Source organism: Variovorax sp. J22R115 (assembly GCF_030317005.1).
Taxonomy (GTDB): Bacteria; Pseudomonadota; Gammaproteobacteria; order Burkholderiales; family Burkholderiaceae_C; genus Variovorax.
Genome location: NZ_JASZYM010000004.1, coordinates 49,910 through 69,849, shown reverse-complemented (window position 1 = coordinate 69,849; position 19,940 = coordinate 49,910). Strand labels below are relative to the sequence as shown.

18 protein-coding genes and 1 riboswitch are annotated in these 19,940 nt (G+C 66.7%); of the genes, 5 read left to right on the top strand and 13 right to left on the bottom strand.

Going from position 1 to position 19,940, the window contains the following annotated elements:
- Window positions 1–116 precede the first annotated feature (116 nt).
- Both QTI04_RS07970 and QTI04_RS07965 read left to right on the top strand, forming a co-directional pair.
- On the top strand, window positions 117–1,169 hold the full coding sequence (locus QTI04_RS07970; protein WP_286614958.1) for an AraC family transcriptional regulator: 1,053 nt from the start codon (window positions 117–119) through the stop codon (window positions 1,167–1,169).
- A gap of 75 nt (window positions 1,170–1,244) precedes the next feature.
- The gene (locus QTI04_RS07965; protein ID WP_286600892.1) at window positions 1,245–1,445 is read left to right on the top strand and encodes a hypothetical protein; all 201 of its coding nucleotides are present in this window, start codon (window positions 1,245–1,247) and stop codon (window positions 1,443–1,445) included.
- A 2-nt stretch (window positions 1,446–1,447) separates the two neighbouring features.
- Here QTI04_RS07965 and QTI04_RS07960 read toward each other — a convergent pair whose 3' ends face one another.
- From QTI04_RS07960 to QTI04_RS07900, 13 genes are all read right to left on the bottom strand, one after another.
- Window positions 1,448–2,821 (bottom strand): patatin-like phospholipase family protein, encoded by a 1,374-nt coding sequence (locus QTI04_RS07960; protein ID WP_286614955.1) that lies wholly within the window; start codon window positions 2,819–2,821, stop codon window positions 1,448–1,450.
- A gap of 10 nt (window positions 2,822–2,831) precedes the next feature.
- Window positions 2,832–3,524: an HAD family phosphatase gene (locus QTI04_RS07955; RefSeq protein WP_286614953.1), complete on the bottom strand. Its 693-nt coding sequence runs from the start codon at window positions 3,522–3,524 to the stop codon at window positions 2,832–2,834.
- Between the two features lie 34 nt (window positions 3,525–3,558).
- Window positions 3,559–5,445, bottom strand: a complete 1,887-nt coding sequence (thiC, locus tag QTI04_RS07950) for a phosphomethylpyrimidine synthase ThiC (protein ID WP_286614951.1) — start codon at window positions 5,443–5,445, stop codon at window positions 3,559–3,561.
- A gap of 80 nt (window positions 5,446–5,525) precedes the next feature.
- Window positions 5,526–5,631, bottom strand: a riboswitch (TPP riboswitch).
- 27 nt (window positions 5,632–5,658) lie between these two features.
- Window positions 5,659–6,636, bottom strand: a complete 978-nt coding sequence (locus tag QTI04_RS07945; protein WP_286614949.1) for a VTT domain-containing protein — start codon at window positions 6,634–6,636, stop codon at window positions 5,659–5,661.
- Between the two features lie 45 nt (window positions 6,637–6,681).
- Complete coding sequence (locus QTI04_RS07940; RefSeq protein ID WP_286614947.1) at window positions 6,682–7,515, bottom strand: DUF3047 domain-containing protein; 834 nt, start codon at window positions 7,513–7,515, stop codon at window positions 6,682–6,684.
- A 220-nt stretch (window positions 7,516–7,735) separates the two neighbouring features.
- The gene (locus QTI04_RS07935) at window positions 7,736–8,173 is read right to left on the bottom strand and encodes a YchJ family protein (RefSeq protein WP_286600884.1); all 438 of its coding nucleotides are present in this window, start codon (window positions 8,171–8,173) and stop codon (window positions 7,736–7,738) included.
- 80 nt (window positions 8,174–8,253) lie between these two features.
- Complete coding sequence (gene iaaH, locus QTI04_RS07930) at window positions 8,254–9,777, bottom strand: indoleacetamide hydrolase (protein ID WP_286614945.1); 1,524 nt, start codon at window positions 9,775–9,777, stop codon at window positions 8,254–8,256.
- A gap of 61 nt (window positions 9,778–9,838) precedes the next feature.
- Window positions 9,839–10,969 (bottom strand): acyl-CoA dehydrogenase family protein, encoded by a 1,131-nt coding sequence (locus QTI04_RS07925; protein ID WP_286614943.1) that lies wholly within the window; start codon window positions 10,967–10,969, stop codon window positions 9,839–9,841.
- A complete protein-coding gene (locus QTI04_RS07920; RefSeq protein ID WP_286614940.1) occupies window positions 10,935–12,227 on the bottom strand; it encodes a glutamate carboxypeptidase in 1,293 nt (430 codons plus the stop codon). Before QTI04_RS07920 ends, QTI04_RS07925 begins: the two co-directional genes overlap by 35 nt.
- An 89-nt stretch (window positions 12,228–12,316) precedes the next feature.
- Complete coding sequence (locus QTI04_RS07915; RefSeq protein WP_286614938.1) at window positions 12,317–13,501, bottom strand: acetyl-CoA C-acyltransferase; 1,185 nt, start codon at window positions 13,499–13,501, stop codon at window positions 12,317–12,319.
- A gap of 27 nt (window positions 13,502–13,528) precedes the next feature.
- A complete protein-coding gene (gene aceK, locus QTI04_RS07910) occupies window positions 13,529–15,340 on the bottom strand; it encodes a bifunctional isocitrate dehydrogenase kinase/phosphatase (protein WP_286614935.1) in 1,812 nt (603 codons plus the stop codon).
- 12 nt (window positions 15,341–15,352) lie between these two features.
- A complete protein-coding gene (gene can, locus QTI04_RS07905) occupies window positions 15,353–16,072 on the bottom strand; it encodes a carbonate dehydratase (protein WP_286600874.1) in 720 nt (239 codons plus the stop codon).
- A 37-nt stretch (window positions 16,073–16,109) separates the two neighbouring features.
- Window positions 16,110–16,505 (bottom strand): MerR family DNA-binding transcriptional regulator, encoded by a 396-nt coding sequence (locus tag QTI04_RS07900; RefSeq protein ID WP_286614932.1) that lies wholly within the window; start codon window positions 16,503–16,505, stop codon window positions 16,110–16,112.
- 87 nt (window positions 16,506–16,592) lie between these two features.
- On the opposite strand from QTI04_RS07900, the gene QTI04_RS07895 reads away from it, so the two are divergent.
- From QTI04_RS07895 to QTI04_RS07885, 3 genes are read left to right on the top strand one after another with little or no spacing between them, the layout of a single operon-like run.
- Complete coding sequence (locus tag QTI04_RS07895) at window positions 16,593–17,654, top strand: MBL fold metallo-hydrolase (RefSeq protein WP_286600872.1); 1,062 nt, start codon at window positions 16,593–16,595, stop codon at window positions 17,652–17,654.
- Window positions 17,651–18,973 (top strand): leucine-rich repeat-containing protein kinase family protein, encoded by a 1,323-nt coding sequence (locus tag QTI04_RS07890; protein ID WP_286614931.1) that lies wholly within the window; start codon window positions 17,651–17,653, stop codon window positions 18,971–18,973. The genes QTI04_RS07895 and QTI04_RS07890 overlap by 4 nt, the downstream gene beginning before the upstream one ends.
- Window positions 18,974–18,977: 4 nt before the next feature.
- Window positions 18,978–19,877, top strand: a complete 900-nt coding sequence (locus QTI04_RS07885; protein WP_286614929.1) for a pseudouridine synthase — start codon at window positions 18,978–18,980, stop codon at window positions 19,875–19,877.
- Window positions 19,878–19,940: the final 63 nt, after the last annotated feature.

The following is a 19,940-nucleotide window of genomic DNA, read 5'->3' as shown; positions in this document are numbered from 1 at the left end:
CTCTGTCGGGTCGGCCGCGCGCCGGAATTCGCGCACGGAAAGGCGCAGCTTACGCCCAGTGCCGTTGCAATTGGCGCCACAATGGTTGCAGATCGCGCCACACTCTTGCACCCGCCATGTCTTCGTCTCCGCTACGGAACAGCAGCCGCGCCGCGACGCCAATCGCCTTTGTGCGCGCCATCGTCCAGGGCTACGAGCGCTACGGCGTCGACCCCGTGCAGGCGCTGGCGGAGGCACAGATCGCGCCGCATGATCTCGAAAATCCGCAGGCCCGCGTCACCGCTGCGCAGTTCGAGGCGCTGTCGGGCTTTGCGATGCAGCAACTCGACGACGAGGCGCTCGGCTGGTTCGCGCGCCGACTCCCCTGGGGCAGCTACGGCATGCTGTGCCGCGCCTCACTGGGTTCCCCGAACCTGGGCGTGGCGATCAAGCGCTGGTGCAGGCATCACCGGCTGTTGACGGAAGACATCACGCTCGATCTGGCGGTAGCTGGCGGCGTCGCCACCGTGTCCGTCACCGAGCATCGCGCGCTCGGCGACTTCAGGGAGTTCTGCCTGGTCTCGAGCCTGCGCTTTCTTCACGGCTACGCGTGCTGGGCGATCGATTCGCGGGTTTCATTGAGCGCGGCCTCGTTTCCCTTCGAGGCGCCGGCGCACCGCGACGCCTATCCGTTGATGTTCGGCGGCGAACTGCATTTCGGCGCGGCCCAGGCCGGCTACAGCTTCGACGAACGCTACCTGGCCCTGCCGCTCCAGCGCGACGAGCGCGCGCTGCGGGCGATGCTGCGACGCGCCCTGCCGCTCACGGTGCTCCAGTACCGCCGCGATCGGCTGCTGGGGCAGCGCGTGCGGGAGCTGCTGCGGACGCGCGGGGGCGAAGTCGCCACGGCGGACGCGCTCGCCACGCTGCTGAATCTCTCCACCCGCACGCTGCACCGCCAGTTGCTGGAGGAAGGCATCTCGCTGCAGTCGCTGAAGGATGAAGTGCGGCACGAACTGGCCACGGACCAACTGCGCCGCACCGATCGGCCGATCAAGCAGGTCGCGCTCGCCGTGGGGTTCCGCAACGAGAAGAGCTTTTCCCGCGCCTTCCGCAATTGGGCCGGCGTGACGCCGGGCGCCTTCCGACGCGGTGCGCAGCCAGTTACAGTCTCGGCCGCCGATCCGTGAAATAAGCACGCCCGCGGTGCGGACGGCGCGCTGCGGCCCCCCGGAACGGTGCATCCGGCGATCTAGCATCGACGGATGCAGCAAGTGCCCGACACCGACAGCTCCGAATTCGCAGCCCTGATGGACTTCATCGCCACCTCGGGACGCGTCCGCAGCCATCCGTCCGTGAGCGAGAACGCCGACGAGCTCGTTTCCCGGATGTGGTCGGGCCGCGCCAAGGCAATGACCCAATCGATCACCGCCATGGCCAAGGCGGCCGTTCGCGCCAGCAACTGAGCTCAGTCCCCCTGGACGTTCAATGAATTGCGCAGCGCCTGGAACTCGGGCGAGCGCTGCAGCGCGCTGCGCCCCGCGTCGATCAGTCGGGTGACTTCCTCGTCGGTGATCGAGAACGCCGTCGGCACCTGAAGCAGTCGGTGCCGCAGTTCACCGTCGGCGGCGTCGCGCAGGTTGACCTGCACCACGTGAATCTCCGCGTCGGGCGCAAACGCATCGGAACCATCCCTGCTGCGTGACTTCAAGTCCTCTCGCCACTGCCGCGCGGTGTCGAGCAGGAACTCCTGTGTTTCCAGGACCGCACGCGCACCGGCGCCGAACAGCAGGGTGTCAGCCACGGCCCTGGCGCGCGGCAACCTGTCGCTGGTATCGACGTTGTTCGACGGGTCGCGCGCCGAGTTGACGCTGATCAGGACCAGCTTGCGGACGCTACCGCGCGGAATGCCGACCTCATCGAAGCTCTCGCGCAGTCCCCCACCGAGCAATGCGCGATCGAGCAGCCTGCGCACGGCGAGGTTGTCCGCGACGCCGCCGTCCACGAGATGGATGAAGGGGCGAGCCTGTGCATCGAGGTAGCTGTTCGCCTGCATGCGGAACATGCGTGCGCGGTAGTTGCCCTGGCCGCGCACGGCCAGCCGCGGCACGATGCCGCGGTCGCGGCACTCCTGGGCGTGGTTCTTCAGCGTCATCGGGCTCAGCAGAATGGGCACCGCCGACGATGCCGCGACTGCGAAGGAGAGTGGCACGGTCTGCAGGTCCGAGCAGATCAGCTCGAACTGGTCCTGTGTGAACTCGAAGGGCGTGCCCAGCGACATGTCGGTCGCGGCGATCACGAGCTGGGGATGCCTTGGGTGGCTCTCGATGTCGGCGTAGGTCTTGCCCTCATAGATCTCGTCGAGCCGGCGCGCGAGCAGGTGGGAGCGGCCGTACCAGGGCGAGCTGAGGTCCCACAGGCTGGTGGGCCGCAACGCCTGCAAGATGAGGCTGTTCTGGAAGTTCTGGCGAAGGAAGTCGCGTTCAAAGTCGGGCAGCTTCTCGGCGCCGAATGACGCGTAGTAAGCCGCGAGGATGCTGCCGCCCGAGACGCCGCTGATGACGTCCGTGGCATCGAGCAGGTCGGTGGTGCGGCCATTCCATTGGAATTGGGTGCGGTGGAGTTCGGTCAGCACGCCATAGCCGAATGCGGCGGCACGCGCGCCGCCGCCGGACAGGGTGACGGCCACCAGGATGGTCGGGTCGCGGCCCGAGCTGGCAGCCACTGCCAGACGCGGCGGCGGGTTCTCGGGCAGCGGGTCGTTGAGCCAGGGCCGCAGCGACGAGCAGCCCCCGACGCAACCCGCGATAAGGAGGCCACAGATAAAGCGCAGGCCTCCCATCTCGGCGGTCTCAGACGAGCACGGGACGCCAGTCGGCCAGCAGTGCCGGCAGCTGCGCCATGTCGGTGAACACCTGGACCACGCCGACAGCGCGCAGCGCGTCAGGCCCGCTGTGGCCCAGGTCGGTGGGGCTGTAGCCGAAGACGGTCGCCCCCGCGGCGACCCCTGCCGTGGCGCCGGTGACAGTGTCCTCGACCACCGCGCAGCGCGCAGGATCGACGCCCAGCGCCGCTGCTGCGGCCAGGTAGACATCGGGCGCAGGCTTGGAGCGGGGGGTTTCGTGGCCGCTGAAGATGCGGCCGGCGAAGCAGTCGAGCAAGCCGATCTTGTCGAGCTGCAATTCGACCTTGTGCCGGTCCGCGCCCGATGCGCAGGCGATACGCCCGCAGAGCGCGGCGTGCACTGTCCGAACGGCTTGCACCGCGTTGGGGATGGCGAGCAGGTCGCGCTCCAGCGCCTCGTTGCGGCGACCGCGAAAACCGTTCAGCCAGTCATCGGTGATCGCGAAGCCGGTCTTCGATTCGATCAGCGCGACCTCGTCCTTCACTGCCTTGCCAACGAAGAGCCGCATGGACTCTTCGACGCTGAGCGTCCAGCCCAGTTCGCCGAGCATCTCGGCCAGTACGCGGTTGGTGATGGGTTCGGAGTCGACCAGGACGCCGTCGCAGTCGAAGAGGACGGCGTCGAAGGGAATGGAATTCATGGGGGCTCATCCTATCAATGAACCCCCCGTGCAGTCATTCCGTGACGTTCTGGATCGGGATGTACATCTCCCCACCCGCAGCCTTGAACTCCGCCGACTTGCCCGCCATGCCGTTCTCGACCGCCACGGTCTCGTCGATGCCACGCTGTGCCGCGTACTCGCGCACTTCCTGCGTGATCTTCATCGAGCAGAACTTCGGCCCGCACATGGAGCAGAAGTGCGCGACCTTGCTGCTGTCCTTGGGCAGGGTCTCGTCGTGGAATTCGCGCGCGGTGTCGGGGTCGAGGCCGAGGTTGAACTGGTCCTGCCAGCGGAACTCGAAGCGCGCCTTGGAGAGCGCATCGTCGCGCGCCCGCGCACCGGGGTGCCCTTTGGCGACGTCGGCCGCATGCGCCGCGATCTTGTACGCGATGATCCCCTGCTTCACATCGTCGCGGTCCGGCAGGCCCAGGTGCTCCTTGGGCGTGACGTAGCACAGCATCGCGGTGCCGGCCCAGCCGATCATTGCGGCGCCGATGGCGCTGGCGATGTGGTCGTAGCCCGGCGCGATGTCGATGGTCAGCGGGCCGAGCGTGTAGAACGGCGCCTCGTGGCAGTGCTTCAGCTGCTCGTCCATGTTGGCCTGGATCAGGTGCATCGGCACGTGGCCCGGACCTTCGATCATGGTCTGCACGTCGTGCTTCCACGCGATCTGCGTGAGTTCGCCGAGCGTGCGCAGTTCGGCGAACTGGGCCTCGTCATTGGCGTCCGATGCGCAGCCGGGGCGCAGGCCGTCGCCGAGCGAGAAGCTCACGTCATAGGCCTTCATGATGTCGCAGATGTCCTCGAAGTGCGTGTAGAGGAAGCTCTCCTTGTGGTGCGAGATGCACCACTTGGCCATGATCGAACCGCCGCGCGAGACGATGCCGGTGCGGCGGTCCGCCGTGAGGTGGATGAAGGGCAGGCGCAACCCGGCATGGATGGTGAAGTAGTCGACGCCCTGCTCGGCCTGCTCGATCAGCGTGTCGCGGTAGATCTCCCACGTGAGGTCTTCGGCCACGCCGCCTACCTTTTCGAGCGCTTGGTAGATGGGCACCGTGCCGATCGGCACCGGGCTGTTGCGCACGATCCAGTCACGCGTGGTGTGGATGTTGCGGCCGGTGGAAAGGTCCATCACGTTGTCGGCGCCCCAGCGGATGGCCCACACGAGCTTCTCGACCTCTTCCTCGATGCTCGAGGTCACGGCCGAGTTGCCGATGTTGGCGTTGATCTTGACCTTGAAGTTGCGGCCGATCGCCATCGGCTCGACTTCGGGGTGGTTGATGTTGGCGGGGATGATGGCGCGGCCGCGCGCCACTTCGTCTCGCACGAACTCGGGCGTGATGATCTTAGGGATGCGCGCGCCCATCGGATTGCCGGCCAGGCGCTTCTCGCGCGCTTCGTCGGCGAGGTATTCGGCCATCCATTCGCGGCGGCCGTTCTCGCGCAAGGCGACGTATTCCATCTCTGGCGTCACGATGCCGCGGCGCGCGTAGTGCATCTGCGTCACATTGACGCCTGACTTGGCGCGGCGTGGCGTGCGCTGAAGGGCGGCCGCACCGGCGCGCAGTTCGGCGATGCGCTGCGCATCGCGGTCGGCATGCGTCGCGCCGTCATCGAGCGCGAGGTGCACGCGGCCTTCGTAGCTTTCCGTGTCGCCGCGCTCGGAGATCCATGCATCGCGCACGCCGGGCAGGCCGCGCCGCACGTCGATGTCGGCAGCCGGATCGGTGTACGGCCCGGAGGTGTCGTAGAGCGACACGCGCTCGCCATTGGTGAGCAACACTTCTCGCACCGGCACGCGCAGGTCGGGCCGGCTGCCGGCGATGGTGCTCTTGCTGGAGGCGGGAAAAGGCTCGCGCGTGAGCGTGAGAAGGGACGCGAACTTGTCGATGGCATTCATGCGGGGCACTCCTGGTTGTGGGACAACGGGTGCTCCGCGATCGCTCCGGGGCGGTGACGGCCGTCGAGGACGGACCGGCACCATGGAGTCGCAGCTCTTCTTACGCTGGTATGAACCAGATCAAGTTCGCGGGTTCGGCCGCTTGGCCATCTCAGCACGCATCTGCGTGCACCCCGGAGCGGGGCTGATTCTAGGCTGGGCCCGCGCGAAGGATCAAGTCGGACGCATGGCGGCCATCGGCGTGATCGCCAGCGGCCCCTCGGCATCGGACCCTGCAGCCTCGGCCGCGGCCCACGCGTCCAGTCCACCGGCGAGCACGCGCACGCGAGGCAGGCCCGCCGCCATCAACACTCGTGCTGCGGCGACCGCCGATTCGTCGTTGGGGCAATCGCAGAACACGATGAGTTCGCGGCCATCGGAAAAACTGCCGAGCCGCTTCGGAAGGTGCGCCAGTGCGATGCCGATGGCACCGGGAATCGCGCGTTCATCCAGCGCACGCGCTTCGTCGGAGCGCACGTCGATCACCGTGAGGCCGGCCCCGGCGGCCAGGGCTTCGCGCAGCACCCGCACTTCGATCAGTTCGATATCGTCGGCGCGCAACGCCATGCGGCGTTGCCGATAGCGCCACAGGACGAACGCGACGAGCAACAGCGCGAAGATCACCAGGGCAGCGAGCCCGATATCGGACAGCACCGCCAGCACGTCCTCGATGGCCGCGTGGAACACGCGCCCGAGGACCAGGAAGCCCAACGTCCAGATCAGCGCAGCGACGGTCTCGTAGGACAGGAAGCGCACGTTCGACATGCCCAGCGCGCCCGCCATCGGCGGCGCGACCACCGACACGCCGGGCACGAACTTCGCCGCGATCAGCGACAAGCCGCCCCAGCGGCCGAGGATCGATTCACTGCGCCGCACGCAGGAGTCCGCCGACAGCGAGATACGGCACAGCAGTCGCATGACCCGATAGCCCCAGCGCCGCCCCGCGAGGAACCACACGCCGTCGCCCAGGATGTTGCCCAGCACCGCAGCCACGGTCACCGCAAGAAAGGACACCTGCCCTCCGACCGTGAGCCCGCCGGCGACGATCAGGAAAGGCACCGCCGGCACGGGCGCGCCCAGGCGCGTCGCCAGCGTGGCAACGAACACCAGGGCAGAACCCTGGCTGGCGAGAAGTGCGACGAAGTCATTCATGATTTCACGGGACCGGTGAGCTTTTCTGCAGGAGTCGAAAGACGGCTATTCCCCTTGCGTGGGTCGTTCCGTCGGGTTCACGGTGGCCTGCACAGAAGGTCCGCCACGAAGATCCAGATCGGAGAAATAAGCGATGCCATGGCCACGCGTGTTGTCCGCATCGGCCGAGATCGCGACGGCGACGACGTCAGGCATGGTGCTGCCGGCCTCGTCGCCGAAGGCGCGGCGATAGTCCGCGAGCAGGTTGCGGCGTTCGGCCACCCATGTGCCCGGCTTGGCTGCAGCGCCGGACTCGAGCACGATCATGCGCACGCGGCGCGTGAAGGCGTTCATGAACTCGCTGCCCTTCGCTTCCTTGTTGTCCCACACGTAGCACAGCGCTTCGCTGGGCACGTCTTCGCCGGTTGCACGGCGGGCGAGCGCCAGGCGGGTGCGTTCGCCGACCGACAGCCTGTCGACGGGGAAGTCGAAGAACACGCACAGCTTGGCCGCGCCGTCGTCACCCGCACGGGTGCGCAGGTCGGCGTCCTGCACGAACTCGTCGACGCGCCAGCGCCATGCGAGCGTGGTGCCGCTGTTCAGTGGCACCTGCGTGGGATGCACCAGGTTGCCGTAGGACTGGTCGGCCTCGACCCTGAGCACGCGCTTTCCGTCCTGCTGCACCACCTCGAACCGCGTGGGGGCCTTGTTGGGCAGGGTGGTGAAGCGCCAAGGCTGCGGCGCCTGCGCGCTCTGGGCGCTCGAGAAGGGCGTGAGCGTTGCGGGTTCGTCAGCGTGGGCGGCGGGGTTCGCCGCCAGCAGGAGCATCGACGCGAGCGGCAGGGCCGCGGCGACACACCGCAGCAAGCGCGCAAACTGATCCGTCGTCGTGCTCTCCATGTCGGCCCCTTTGCCGTTGGGTTGGTTGAAACCTCTGCCGAGCGCCTTCGGCGCTCGGCGCACCATGGGAGTGTGGGGGCGACAAGGCGCAAGATAAATACGCCAAAAGGAATCTGTCTGTCTCCATCCTGGACACAATGTCTGCAGACCGCTATCGAATCGGTAGCAATAAACCTTTATCCGACGGCCTTATGAAGGCCATCCGATCACCTTGGCCGGGTCAGTGCAGATCGCCGTCGACGTAGTACCACCGATTGTGAAGACCGTCGACCTCGCGCACGAAGCGGCTGCGCTCGTGCAGGCGCGACGCCACCCCGGCGCTGCTACGCTGGCGGGCCACGAACTCGACCTCCGCGTGGTCGGCGTCGAGCACCGACCGCGAGCGGACGTCCAGCCCGAGCCATTTCACGCCGGGTTCGAAACTCACTTCGGCTGGCCGGGTCGATGCATGCCAGGTCGCGAGCAAGTAATCGGCTCTTTCGCGTACGAAGGCGGTGTAGCGCGAGCGCATGAGCGATTCGGCATCCGTGGCCGGGGTGTTCTCGAAGTCGTCCACATAGCGGCCGCAGCATTGGGCGTAGGCCAGCGGGAGCTCCCGGCGATCACGGCGCCCGCAGGGGCAAGGGACACGGGCGGAACTGGGAGAGGATGCGGACATGGAGGGTTTGGGCGGGGAATGCAGCACGTATTGTGCAGACCCTCGCACAAACCCTGCCTTTGACTGGCACCGACGCTCCTCTATTTGGGGGGCGGCAGACGGCCGAGCAGGCTCTCGACCGCCAGACCCAGGGCCAGCAACTGGCGATCGCTGCCGGCCGGTCCGTCGAACTCCAGGCCGACCGGCAGGCGGCTCGTGGCGCCCAGCCCGGCGGGCAGTTGCAAGCCCGGAATGCCGGCGTTGCTGCCAGGGTCGGTGTTCTGGATCAGCACCACGAAGTTCTCCGCGCTACTGGCGTCCGGAGTGGCGGCCAGCGCCACACGCGGCACCGTCGGGAAGACCAGCGCATCGAGCCTGTTCCTCGTGAAGGTGTCGCGGTAGAGCTTCTGCAGCGCCGGGCGAGCCACTCGCATCGCGTTGTCGTACGCCGGTTTGGCGTCAACCACGCCTTTGGCGGCCGGCAGTTTGCGCGGGATGATCAGGCCATCGAAAGTGCCCTTCACATCGGGACTGGCGACCGCTGCGGCGAGCTGCGCGATGTCGACGCCGGTGCGGTATTTCGCGAGGTAGGCCACGATGTCGTCATGCGCCTCGTACAAGGCGACCGGAAAGCCGACCGCGCCGTTGAGTTCCATCAGCTTCGGCATCTCCACGTCCACCAGCGTCACACCTGCGGCACGCAGCTTGGCGAGCGCCGCATCGGTGGCGGCGCGGGTGTCGGCATCGAGGTTGGCATAGAAGGCCGGCACCAAGCCGAGGCGCACGCGCTTCAGGTTGGCGGGCTTGATCGGCGTGCCGCCCACGATCACACGATCGAGCAGCGCCACGTCGGCAACCGACAGCGCCATCGGCCCGGCGGTGTCGCGAGTGTGCGAGATCGGCGCGATGCCCTCCCGCGAATAACGCCCGACGGTCGGACGCAACGAGGCACAGCCGTTGAACGCGCAGGGAATGCGCACCGAACCGCCCGTATCGGTTCCGAGCGCCGCAGGCACCATGCGCGCACCGAGCGCCGCGCCGTTGCCGGAGGACGAACCGCCAGCGACGCGTGTGCTGTCGTAGGCGTTGCGCACGCCGATTTCAGGGCCGGTCTGGAAGGCGGGGTTGTAGCCCGTAACACCAAAGGCCAACTCGTGCATATGGGTCTTGCCCAGCACGATGGCGCCCGCCGCGCGCAGCTTGGCGACGACAGGCGCATCGGCCTGCGGCACGAAGGTCTTGAGCGCGGGCGTTCCAGCGGTCGCTGGCAGGCCCTTGACCTGGATGTTGTCCTTCACCGCCACCGGCACGCCGGCGAGCGGCTTGCAGGCGCCGCCCTGTTTGCGCTCGGCGTCGGCCGCACGGGCCGCGCGCAATGCGCCGGCCTCATCGAGCGTGATGAAGGCATTGAGCTGCACCTTCGATCGGGCCTGCGCCAGGTAGGCCGCCACCAGTTGCTCGCTGCTGAGCGTGCCTGCGCAGATCTGCCGCGCTGCCTCGCTGGCGGTCAGAGTGGCGATATCCGGTGCTGCGGGCTGTGCCGCCGCCGGCAGGCCAAAGGCCGCCAAAACAGCCACGAGGGCCGCCGCACGAGGCGAGCACGGCGGATTCAATGAGGGGAGCATGGTGCGGACTCCGACGAAGAGACCACCATGCTGCACCGTTATGCGCGCTTTGTCTGCCGGCTCAGGCCAGTGCGCGCTGGATCAACAGCTTCTGGATGTCCGAAGTGCCTTCGTAGATCTGGCACACGCGCACATCTCGATAGATGCGCTCCAGCGGAAAGTCATTGACGTAGCCATAGCCGCCTAGCGTCTGGATGGCCGCGCTGCACACGCGCTCGGCCATCTCGCTGGCGAAGAGCTTGGCCATGGCGGCCTCCTTGAGGCAGGGCTGGCCGGCATCGCGTAGGCTGGCCGCGTGCCAGATAAGTTGCCGCGCCGCCTCGAGCTGCGTCGCGCATTCGGCCAGCCGGAAGCCCACTGCCTGCTGATCGAAAATCGAGCCGCCGAAGGCCTGGCGCTCCTTGGCATAGGCCAGGGCCACCTCGAAGGCGCTGCGCGCCATGCCAACGCTCTGGGCGGCGATGCCGATGCGCCCGCCTTCCAGCGCGCCGAGGGCGATCTTGTAGCCCTCGCCTTCCTGTCCGATCAGGTTCTCGGCGGGAATGCGGCAGGCATCGAAGTTGATCTGCGCGGTGTCGCTCGAATGCTGGCCCAGCTTGTCCTCCAGCCGTGCGACCGTGAAGCCCGGCGCATCGGTCGGCACGATGAAAGCGCTCATTCCCCGCTTGCCGGCACCCTTGTCGGTGACCGCGATCACGATCGCGACCTGCCCATTCTTGCCGCTGGTGATGAACTGCTTGACGCCGTCGATCACCCAGCCTTCGCCATCCTTGCGCGCAGTGGTGCGCAGCGACGATGCGTCGCTGCCGGCCTGCGGCTCCGTCAGGCAGAAGGCACCGAGCATTCGGCCCTGCGCCAGCGGCTGCAGCCATTGCTTCTTTTGCTCCGCGTTGCCATAGCGCATGAGGATGGCGTTGACCGGGCAGTTGGTCACGCTGATCGCGGTACTGGTGCCGCCGTCGCCAGCCGCGATTTCTTCCAGCACCAGCGCCAGCGTCAGGTAGTCGAGACCGGCGCCGCCATCCTCTTCCGGCACGCAGATGCCGTAGGCACCGAGCGCCGCCAGGCCGGCATGCGCCTCCTTCGGAAAGCTGTGCTCGCGGTCCCAGCGCGGCGCATGGGGCCAGAGTTCCGCTTGCGCGAAGGCGCGCACGGCATCACGAATCGCTTCCTGGTCGGCGCTGAGCAGCATGGTGACTTCCTTCCTTTCCTTGACCGAGGTCCATGATCAGCTTGCTGGCCATGTAGAGACGGCGGGGGATCGCGCTGGTATCCACGTACTCGGCCTTGTCGCTGTGATAGCCGAAACCCGGCAGGCCCAGGCTTTCGATGACCGGCTTGCCCGCCAGCGCGGCGTAGGCCGCGTCGGTGCCGCCGCCGGTGCGTTCGACGATGGCGAGTTCACCGCCGGCTTCCTTGTAGTACGCCACGGCCTTGTCGACGAGCTTGCGGCCGCCCTCGCCCGCATTGAAGGCCGGCCGGCCGCGCGTGACCAGCACCTTGACATCCGACTCGGGCAGCTTCTTCTGCTGCGCCTTGGCTTCGAGCGACTTCATCGCGGCCTCGAAGTCCTCGTTCTTCGCATAGCGCACGTCGGCATTGAGCATGGCGCCGGCCGGAATGATGTTGGAGACATTGCCGGCCTTGGCCATGGTCCAGTTGAAGCGCAAGCCCTTGGCCTTGTCGTCGATGCCCATGGTGCGCAGCACCAGGTCCGAAGCCTCGACCAGCGCGTTCACGCCCAGCTCGGGCGCCGCGCCAGCATGCGAGGCCTTGCCGGTGATGTTGACCTGCACATAGGCGATGCCCGAAGTGCCGAGCGAGAGATCTTCCTTGCCCGCGCCGGTGGGCTCGAAAGACAGCACGTAGTCGGACTTGGCAGCCTCTTCCTGGATCAGGTCGCGCGAGCCGAAGGAGCCCTTTTCCTCGTCGGTGTTGAACAGCACCGTGATGGTGCCGAAGTCCTGGAAGCCGCGCGCCTTGAGCAGCTTGAGCGCGTGCACGATGACCGCGTTGCCGCCCTTGTCGTCGGCGATGCCGGGGCCGTACGCCTTGTCGCCTTCGACCCGGAACGGCGCCTTCGCGAGGATGCCTTTGAGGTACACGGTGTCCATGTGCGAGAGCAGCAGCAGGTTCTTGCCGCCCTTGCCCTGGAGCTTGCCGACGATGTTGTCGCCGACCACGATGCCGGCCGACTTGCTGCGCGTGACCGTGAAGCCCAGCGACTTCAGTTCATCTTCGAGGTACTTGCCGACCGACGCCATGCCTTCGGCATCGCCGGTGCCGGTCTCGATGTTGACGAGGTTTTCCAGCGTCTTGACGACAGCGGGTTTCTCGGCCGTGGCGGCAGCGAACAGGGCCTCGTCGCGCGTCTGGCTCCAGGCGGCGGGTGCGACGAAGGCGGTAGCGAGCAGCGCGGCCAGCGCGCTGCGATGAAAGACCGAATGCATGTGGACTGGATCTCAAGAATGAATGGAGGAGCCTTCGATTCTAGGGAGCGGTGCCCCCTCGAATCAGCCTCGAATCAGGGGCGCGGAGATCAGATCAGTTCGATCGCCACCGCCGTGCCTTCGCCGCCGCCGATGCACAGGGTCGCGACGCCGCGCTTCTTGCCGCGCTGCTGCAGCGCGTGGATCAGCGTGACCATGATGCGCGCACCGCTGGCGCCGATCGGATGGCCCAGCGCGCAGGCGCCGCCGTGCACGTTGACGATGTCATGCGCCACCGACAGCTCGTGCATCAGCGCCATCGGCACCACGGCGAAGGCTTCGTTCACCTCCCAGAGGTCGACGTCCTTCACGCCCCAGCCCGTCTTCTTGAAGAGCTTGGCGACCGCGCCGACCGGTGCGGTCGAGAACCACTCGGGCTGCTGCGCATGCGTGGCATGAGCAACCAGGCGCGCGATCGGCTTGGCACCGTACTTCTTCGCGGTGCTCTCGGTCATCATCACGAGTGCGGCGGCGCCGTCGTTGATCGACGAGCTCGATGCCGCGGTGATGGTGCCGCCGTCCTTCTTGAACGCCGGCTTGAGCGTCGGGATCTTGTCGAGCTTGACCTTGCCCGGGCCTTCGTCGATGTCGATGACCGTCTCGCCACCACGGCCCTTGACCGTCACCGCGGCGATCTCCGCCTTGAAGGCGCCAGAGCTCGTCGCGGCCTTGGCGCGTTCGACGCTGGCGATCGCGAAGGCGTCCTGCTGTTCGCGGGTGAACTTGTACTTGGCGGCGCAGTCCTCGCCGAAGGTGCCCATCGAGCGGCCGGGCTGGTAGGCGTCTTCGAGGCCGTCGAGCATCATGTGATCGAAGATGCGGTCGTGGCCCATGCGGTAGCCACCGCGGCCCTTGAGCATCAGGTAGGGCGCGTTGGTCATGCTCTCCATGCCGCCGGCTACCATCACCTCGTGCGTGCCCGCGAGCAGCATGTCGTGGGCGAGCATCGCCGCCTTCATGGCGGAGCCGCACATCTTGCTGAGCGTCACCGCCCCTGCGCTGTCGGGCAGGCCGCCCTTGTAGGCCGCCTGCCGCGCAGGTGCCTGGCCCTGGCCTGCCATCAGGCAGTTGCCGAACAGCACCTCGCCCACGCTATCGGCCGAGATGCCCGCGCGTTCGACCGCCGCCTTGATGGCCACGCCGCCGAGGTCGTGCGCAGCGAGAGAAGAAAAGTCGCCCTGGAAGCCGCCCATCGGGGTACGTGCGGTGCCGACGATCACGATCGATTCGCTCATGGAAATTGCTCCTTCAGTGGTTGTCAGTCAGAAATAGGGGACGTGGCCGTCGTGCTTGAATCGCTGGGCCTCGTCGTAAGGGAAGACGTCGAGCATCTGCCCGGCCTGGATGCGTTGCTTGTGGCTCTGCCAGAAGGCCGCGTCGAGCAGGTCCGCATGGTGGGACATGAAGGCCTCGCGCACCGCGGGATTGCCGAGAAGGAAGGGTTCGAAAGTCTCGGGGAACACGTCCTTCGGTCCCACCGAATACCAGACCTCGCCGCTCATCTCGTCTTCCTCGTTGCGCGGCGTGGGCACCTTGCGGAAATTGCAGTCGGTGAGGTATTCGATCTCGTCGTAGTCGTAGAACACGACCTTGCCGCCGCGCGTGACGCCGAAGTTCTTGAACAGCATGTCGCCGGGGAAGATGTTGGCCGCCACCATGTCCTTGATCGCATTGCCGTACTCGACCACCGCATGCTCCAGTTGCTTGCTCGCGCGCTTGGCGTGCTCGGGCTGCTCCATCTGGTCGAATGCCTCTTGCAGGTAGATGTTGAGCGGGATCATGCGGCGCTCGATGTAGACGTGCTTGAGCACCACCTCCATCTCCCCGTTGCCGTCGCGGTCGCCGATCTCCAGCTGGCTGGGCGCGAACTGCCTGATCTCCTCGATCAGCCCGGGCTCGAAGCGGTCCAGCGGAAAGCCGACGTCGCTGTATTCCAGCGTGTCGGCCATGCGGCCCACGCGGTCGTGCTGCTTCACGAGCATGTACTTGCCCTTGATCTGCTCGCGCGTGGTGTCCTTCTGCGGCGGAAAAAAGTCCTTGATGAGCTTGAACACGTACGGAAAGGACGGCAGGTCGAACACCAGCATCACCATGCCCTTGATGCCGGGCGCGATGCGGAACTTGTCGGTCGAGTAATTCAGGTGGTAGAGAAAGTCGCGATAGAAGAGCGTCTTCCCCTGCTTGGCCAGCCCCAGCGCGTTGTAGATCTCGGCGCGCGGCTTCTTGGGCATCAGCGAGCGCAGGAACTGCACATAGGCCGACGGCACCTCCATGTCGACCATGAAGTAGGCGCGCGCGAAGCTGAAGAGCATCTGCAGGTCTTCTTCGCCGAACAGCACCGCATCGATGTAGAACTTTCCGTCGCCGTCGTGCAGGATCGGCAGCGAGAACGGCAGCTCGACGAAGCCGTTGATGATCTTGCCGACCACGTAGGCCCCCTTGTTCCGGTAGAACAGGCTCGACAGCACCTGCAGCTGGAAGTTGGCGCGCAGCTTGATCTGGTGAAAGCGCCCCAGGATCGCCGCCGCCACGCGCTCGGCGTCGCGGCGCCGGTTGGTGTAACCCCCCTGCAGCGCGTAGTCCTCGAGCATGCGTTCGATGGTGTCGGCCAGCGTTTCGCTCTCGGGGTAGTAGGCGCGGTAGGTCGGCTTGTCGCGCGGCTCGATGTACTCGGTGCTGATGGCCGGCCGCACGAAGATGAAGTCGTTCTGGAAGTAAGCGCGGTGCAGTATCTTGGTGGTCACCGAGTTGAAGAAGCTCTCGGCCAGCTCGGGCTGGTGGTGGTCGACCAGCAGGCCGATGAAGTGCAGCTTGACCTGGTGCCACACATCCATCGGTTGTTCCCCGGCCTTGAATTCCTTCTCCAGCCGCGCGACGGCTTCGCTCACCCGCAGGTCATAGAACTCGATGCGCTCGCGTTGCGCGCGCTGCTGGCCATGCCAGTCGGCCGTCTCGAAACGATGCTTGGCGCGGGCCGACTCGGCACGAAACAACTGGTAATGCCGGTTGAAGCCGTCCCGCATCGCCTTGGCGATGTCGTAGGCAAGCGGCGAATCGAGGCGCTGGGGGAACATGCTTTCGGATGTTCAGTCGGTTTCCTTGACGGGCTCTGAACTGGACTGCGCCCCTTCCTCCTGCGGCTTGCTCCACTTGTAGCGGATGCGTTGCACGGCCGCGCGGTACACGGCGTCGAGGGGCTTCGAGCCATCGACGGTCATCCCCAGGTCCTGCAGCAGTCCGTCGTGCACGCCGAACGCCCAACCGTGGATCGTGACCTTCTGGTCGCGGCTCCATGCGTCGCACATGACCGTGCTCACGGCCACGTTGACGACCTGCTCCGCCACGTTCAGCTCGCACAGCGCATCGGCGCGGTCACGCTCGGGCAGGGTCTTGAGCATCACGCGGTGCCGGTCGCGCACGTCCTGGATGTGGCGGATCCAGTTGTCGGCGATGCCGATGCGCGCGCCTTCGAGCGCCGCCTGCACGCCCGAGCAGCCGTAGTGCCCGACCACCATGATGTGCTGCACCTTGAGGCGCTCGACCGCGAACTGGATCGCCGACAGCGCATTGAGGTCGGAATGCACCACGATGTTCGCCACGTTGCGGTGCACGAACACCTCGCCGGGCTCCAGGCCGGTGATCTGGTTGGCGGGGACGCGGCTGTCGGAGCAGCCGATCCACATGTAGCGCGGCGTCTGCTGCTTCACCAGACTGGTGAAGAAGCCGGGGCGGTCACGCTCCATCCGGGCGGACCACGCCCGGTTGTGAGCGAACAGATCGTCGAGGGTTTCGGGAGTGTTTTCCATTGTCGATGTGGGTAAGTTGATTGGGCAGGTCAGACGCTCAACGTGCCTTGGGCTTGGTGGCACGCGCGAGCGCGGCGCGTGCCTGCTTTTCCTGTTCGCGGATTTCCGCGATGTTGGCCTGGAGTTCAGCCAACTGGGCTTCGAGTTGCTCGCGGTGGGTGCCGAGCACGCCGAGGAAACGCTGCAACTGCACGGCGGTGTCCCTCGGGCTGTCGTACATGTCGAGTACCTCCTTCACCTCCATGAGCTTCAGCCCGAGGCGCTTGGCACGCAACGTGAGGGTCAGGCGCGTACGATCGCGCGAGGTGTAGATGCGCTGCAGGCCCGCGCGCCGGGGCGTGAGCAGGCCCACGTCCTCATAGAAGCGGATCGCGCGGGTGGTGAGATCGAACTCCTTGGCGAGTTCGCCGATGGTGAAGGTCTGCGACGGCATGAGATTGCGGGTGCGGCAGCGCGTCGGGGGCGCACTGCCTACAATGATGGCTCCTTGCCATGACGTTTACGTTAACGTCAATCGTACATGAACCTCCTCGAACGCGAACTCCACTACCCCCTCGGCGACACTTTGCCGGCTCCCGGCGAGGCGCTCGAAGTGGCGCCCGGCGTGCGCTGGATCCGCATGGCGCTCCCCTTTGCGCTCGACCATATCAATCTCTGGCTGCTGCGCGACACCCTCGACGGCGTCGAGGGCTGGACGGTGGTCGACTGCTGCATCTCGCACGACGCCTCGCGCGCGCAGTGGGAACAGATCTTCGAGACCCAGCTCCAGGGCCTGCCGATCCTGCGCGTGATCGTGACGCACATGCACCCCGACCATATCGGCCTGGCCGACTGGCTGTGCCGGCGCTGGAACGCGCCGCTGTGGATAAGCGCCACCGACTACCACGTGGCCCGGGTCCTCACCTCCGCCGGCGACACGCTGGCCGGCGGCGGCGCGGCGGCGGACTTCTTCGCATCGCACGGCCTCACCGACCCTGACTCGATCGCGAAGATCCGCGCACGCACCAACTACTACGTCAACATGGTGCCCTCCGTGCCGGCCAACTTCGTGCGCATGCTCGACGGCGACCGCATCTCCATCGGCGGCCGCGATTGGCGCTGCATCAGCGGCTACGGCCACGCGCCCGAACACATCGCGCTCTACTGCGAAGATCTCAACGCCTTGCTCGGCGGCGACATGATGCTGCCGCGCATCTCGACCAACGTGAGCGTGCATGCGGGCGAGCCTGAAGCCAATTCGCTGCGGCTCTTCCTCGACAGCATCGAGCGCTTCAAGTCGCTGCCGGCCGACACGCTGGGCCTGCCTTCGCACGGCAAGCCTTTCACCGGCATTCACCGCCGCGTGGAGCAACTGCAAGAACATCACCGCGACCGCCTGGCCGAGCTGCTGGAGGCGTGCATCGCCAAGCCGCACAGCGCGGCGGAAGGCCTTCCCATCCTATTCAAGCGCCAGCTCGATTTGCACCAGATGACCTTCGCCATGGGCGAGACCGTGGCCCACCTGCACCTGCTGTGGTTCTCGGGCCAGTTGCAGCGCCGCCTGGGCACGGACGGCATCTACCGCTTCGGCGCCTTCGCATGAACGTATTGAGTCGGCTGCGCGCGGGCCAGTTGGCCGGGTCGCAACGGCTCGATCTGTCCTGCGGCCTCACGGAGTTTCCACGCGAGATCTTCGATCTGGCGGACACGCTGGAGGTGCTCAATCTCTCGGGCAATGCGCTGAGCGCCCTGCCCGACGACCTGCACCGGCTGCATCGGCTGCGCGTGCTGTTCTGTTCGGACAACCAGTTCACCGAGCTACCCGAGGCGGTCGGTCGATGCCGGCAGCTCGACATGGTCGGCTTCAAGGCCAACCGCGTTCGCAGCGTTCCGGCTGCTTCGCTGCCGCCGTCCTTGCGCTGGCTGATCCTCACGGACAACCAGATCGAAGCCTTGCCCTCCACGATCGGCCAATGTGCCCGGATGCAAAAGCTGATGCTGGCCGGCAACCGCCTGCGTGCGCTGCCGGAAGAGTTGGCCGCCTGTCGTGCGCTGGAGTTGCTTCGCATCTCGGCCAACGGACTCGACACGCTGCCAGAGTGGCTCCTGTCGATGCCGCGGCTTGCCTGGCTGGCTTTCGCGGGCAATCCCTTCGACGAGACACCGGAAGAGGCAGCCCTCGTTGCACGCCCCACGGTTGCCATCGACTGGAGCCACCTCTCGCTAAAGCACAAGTTGGGCGAAGGCGCCTCCGGCGTGATCCACGAGGCGGATTGGCGGCTTGCCGATGGCGGCATCCGCCCTGTCGCGGTGAAGCTGTTCAAGGGCGCGGTCACCAGCGACGGCTGGCCGCACAGCGAGATGGCGGCCTGCCTTGCGGCCGGCTCGCATTCCAACCTGATCGCCGTGCTCGGCCGGGTCGAGAACCATCCCGAAGGCACGCCGGGCCTGGTGCTGGACCTGGTGGACGCCAGCTTTCGCAATTTCGCGGGGCCGCCGAGCCTGCAGACCTGCACGCGCGATGTCTATGACTCCGGGGCGCGCTGGTCACTGGAGACCGCCTTGCGCATGGCACACGGCATCGCCTCTGCCACGGCCCAGTTGCATTCGCGGGGCATCGTGCATGGAGATCTCTATGCGCACAACATTCTGTGGAATGGGCAAGGCGACTGCCTGCTGGGCGATTTCGGCGCCGCATCGTTCCTGCCGACCGACGACAGCGCCCGTTCGCAGGCGCTGCAGCGCATCGAGGCGCGCGCCTTCGGGTGCCTGCTCGAAGAGTTGCTGAGCCATTGCGATCCGGTCGAGGAAGCCGACGAAGCCAGGTGGAAGATGCTGGCGAAGCTTCAGTTGCGCTGTGTGGACCCGGACACTTCGGCGCGCCCCGCCTTCGCGGAAATCACTTCCCTGTTGAGCGCCTGACGCCATGCGCACCCTGCCGCTGCCCTTGCGTGATGGCGTCGGGCCGAGTTGCGTCGCCCTGCCGACCGGCGACTGGCCGACGATCATCGCGTTCCTGGTGCAGCGCTTCGCGGCCATCCCGCGATCGACATGGGAAGCCCGCATCGAGGCCGGCGATGTGGTCGACGAGCATGGGGTGCCCGTCACGCTAATCCGACCCTTCGAGCCGAGGCTGCGCGTCTACTACTACCGCGCGCTCGAATCGGAGCCCCGCATTCCGTTCGAGGAAGTCATCCTGCACCGGGACGAGCACCTGCTGGCGGTGGACAAGCCCCATTTCCTGCCCGTCACGCCCGTGGGCAAGTACGTGCAGGAGAGCCTGCTCGTTCGCCTCAGGCGCAGGCCGGGTCTCCAGGATCTCGCGCCCGTGCACCGGATCGACCGAGAGACCGCCGGCATCGTGCTGTTCTCGGTGCAGCCTGCCACGCGCGGCGCCTACAGCGCGCTCTTCGCGGATCGCGAGATCAGCAAGCACTACGAAGCGATCGTGCGATGGCCTGGCAACCAGCCGCTGCCGGCCGTTCATCGCAGCCGGCTCGACGCCGACGATCACTTCATGCGGATGAGGGAAGTCCCCGGCGAACCGAATTCGGAGACGCGCTTCAGGCTGCTCGCGCAGCGCGACGGATGGGCCCGCCTGGACCTGTCGCCCTTCACCGGCCGCAGGCACCAGTTGCGCGTGCACTGCGCGGCGCTGGGCATGCCGATCCTGAACGACGCCATCTATCCCGAACTCCGCCCCGAAGGCAGCGACGACTTCGACCACCCGCTGCAACTGCTGGCCCGCGAGATCGCCTTCCGCGATCCGGTCGACGGCAGCGAACGGCGCTTCACGAGCCCCAGGTCGCTGACGCTGCCGGCCTGAGCCAGCCGGCCGCCCTTGCGGCCCTGCTGGCACCCATGTGACGCCGCTCGGCGGCGAGGCGCA

Bases quoted from the DNA above. Each gene is read 5' to 3' on its own strand.
- can (WP_286600874.1), bottom strand. From the start codon at position 16,072: ATGGAAAACACTCCCGAAACCCTCGACGATCTGTTCGCTCACAACCGG.
- QTI04_RS07925 (WP_286614943.1), bottom strand. From the start codon at position 10,969: ATGCTGCTCAGCGCCGACCAGGAAGCGATTCGTGATGCCGTGCGCGCC.
- QTI04_RS07935 (WP_286600884.1), bottom strand. From the start codon at position 8,173: ATGTCCGCATCCTCTCCCAGTTCCGCCCGTGTCCCTTGCCCCTGCGGG.
- QTI04_RS07890 (WP_286614931.1), top strand. From the start codon at position 17,651: ATGAACGTATTGAGTCGGCTGCGCGCGGGCCAGTTGGCCGGGTCGCAA.
- QTI04_RS07970 (WP_286614958.1), top strand. From the start codon at position 117: ATGTCTTCGTCTCCGCTACGGAACAGCAGCCGCGCCGCGACGCCAATC.
- QTI04_RS07900 (WP_286614932.1), bottom strand. From the start codon at position 16,505: ATGCCGTCGCAGACCTTCACCATCGGCGAACTCGCCAAGGAGTTCGAT.
- QTI04_RS07940 (WP_286614947.1), bottom strand. From the start codon at position 7,515: ATGGAGAGCACGACGACGGATCAGTTTGCGCGCTTGCTGCGGTGTGTC.
- thiC (WP_286614951.1), bottom strand. From the start codon at position 5,445: ATGAATGCCATCGACAAGTTCGCGTCCCTTCTCACGCTCACGCGCGAG.
- aceK (WP_286614935.1), bottom strand. From the start codon at position 15,340: ATGTTCCCCCAGCGCCTCGATTCGCCGCTTGCCTACGACATCGCCAAG.
- QTI04_RS07960 (WP_286614955.1), bottom strand. From the start codon at position 2,821: ATGGGAGGCCTGCGCTTTATCTGTGGCCTCCTTATCGCGGGTTGCGTC.
- iaaH (WP_286614945.1), bottom strand. From the start codon at position 9,777: ATGCTCCCCTCATTGAATCCGCCGTGCTCGCCTCGTGCGGCGGCCCTC.
- QTI04_RS07885 (WP_286614929.1), top strand. From the start codon at position 18,978: ATGCGCACCCTGCCGCTGCCCTTGCGTGATGGCGTCGGGCCGAGTTGC.
- QTI04_RS07965 (WP_286600892.1), top strand. From the start codon at position 1,245: ATGCAGCAAGTGCCCGACACCGACAGCTCCGAATTCGCAGCCCTGATG.
- QTI04_RS07895 (WP_286600872.1), top strand. From the start codon at position 16,593: ATGAACCTCCTCGAACGCGAACTCCACTACCCCCTCGGCGACACTTTG.
- QTI04_RS07945 (WP_286614949.1), bottom strand. From the start codon at position 6,636: ATGAATGACTTCGTCGCACTTCTCGCCAGCCAGGGTTCTGCCCTGGTG.
- QTI04_RS07955 (WP_286614953.1), bottom strand. From the start codon at position 3,524: ATGAATTCCATTCCCTTCGACGCCGTCCTCTTCGACTGCGACGGCGTC.
- QTI04_RS07915 (WP_286614938.1), bottom strand. From the start codon at position 13,501: ATGAGCGAATCGATCGTGATCGTCGGCACCGCACGTACCCCGATGGGC.
- QTI04_RS07920 (WP_286614940.1), bottom strand. From the start codon at position 12,227: ATGCATTCGGTCTTTCATCGCAGCGCGCTGGCCGCGCTGCTCGCTACC.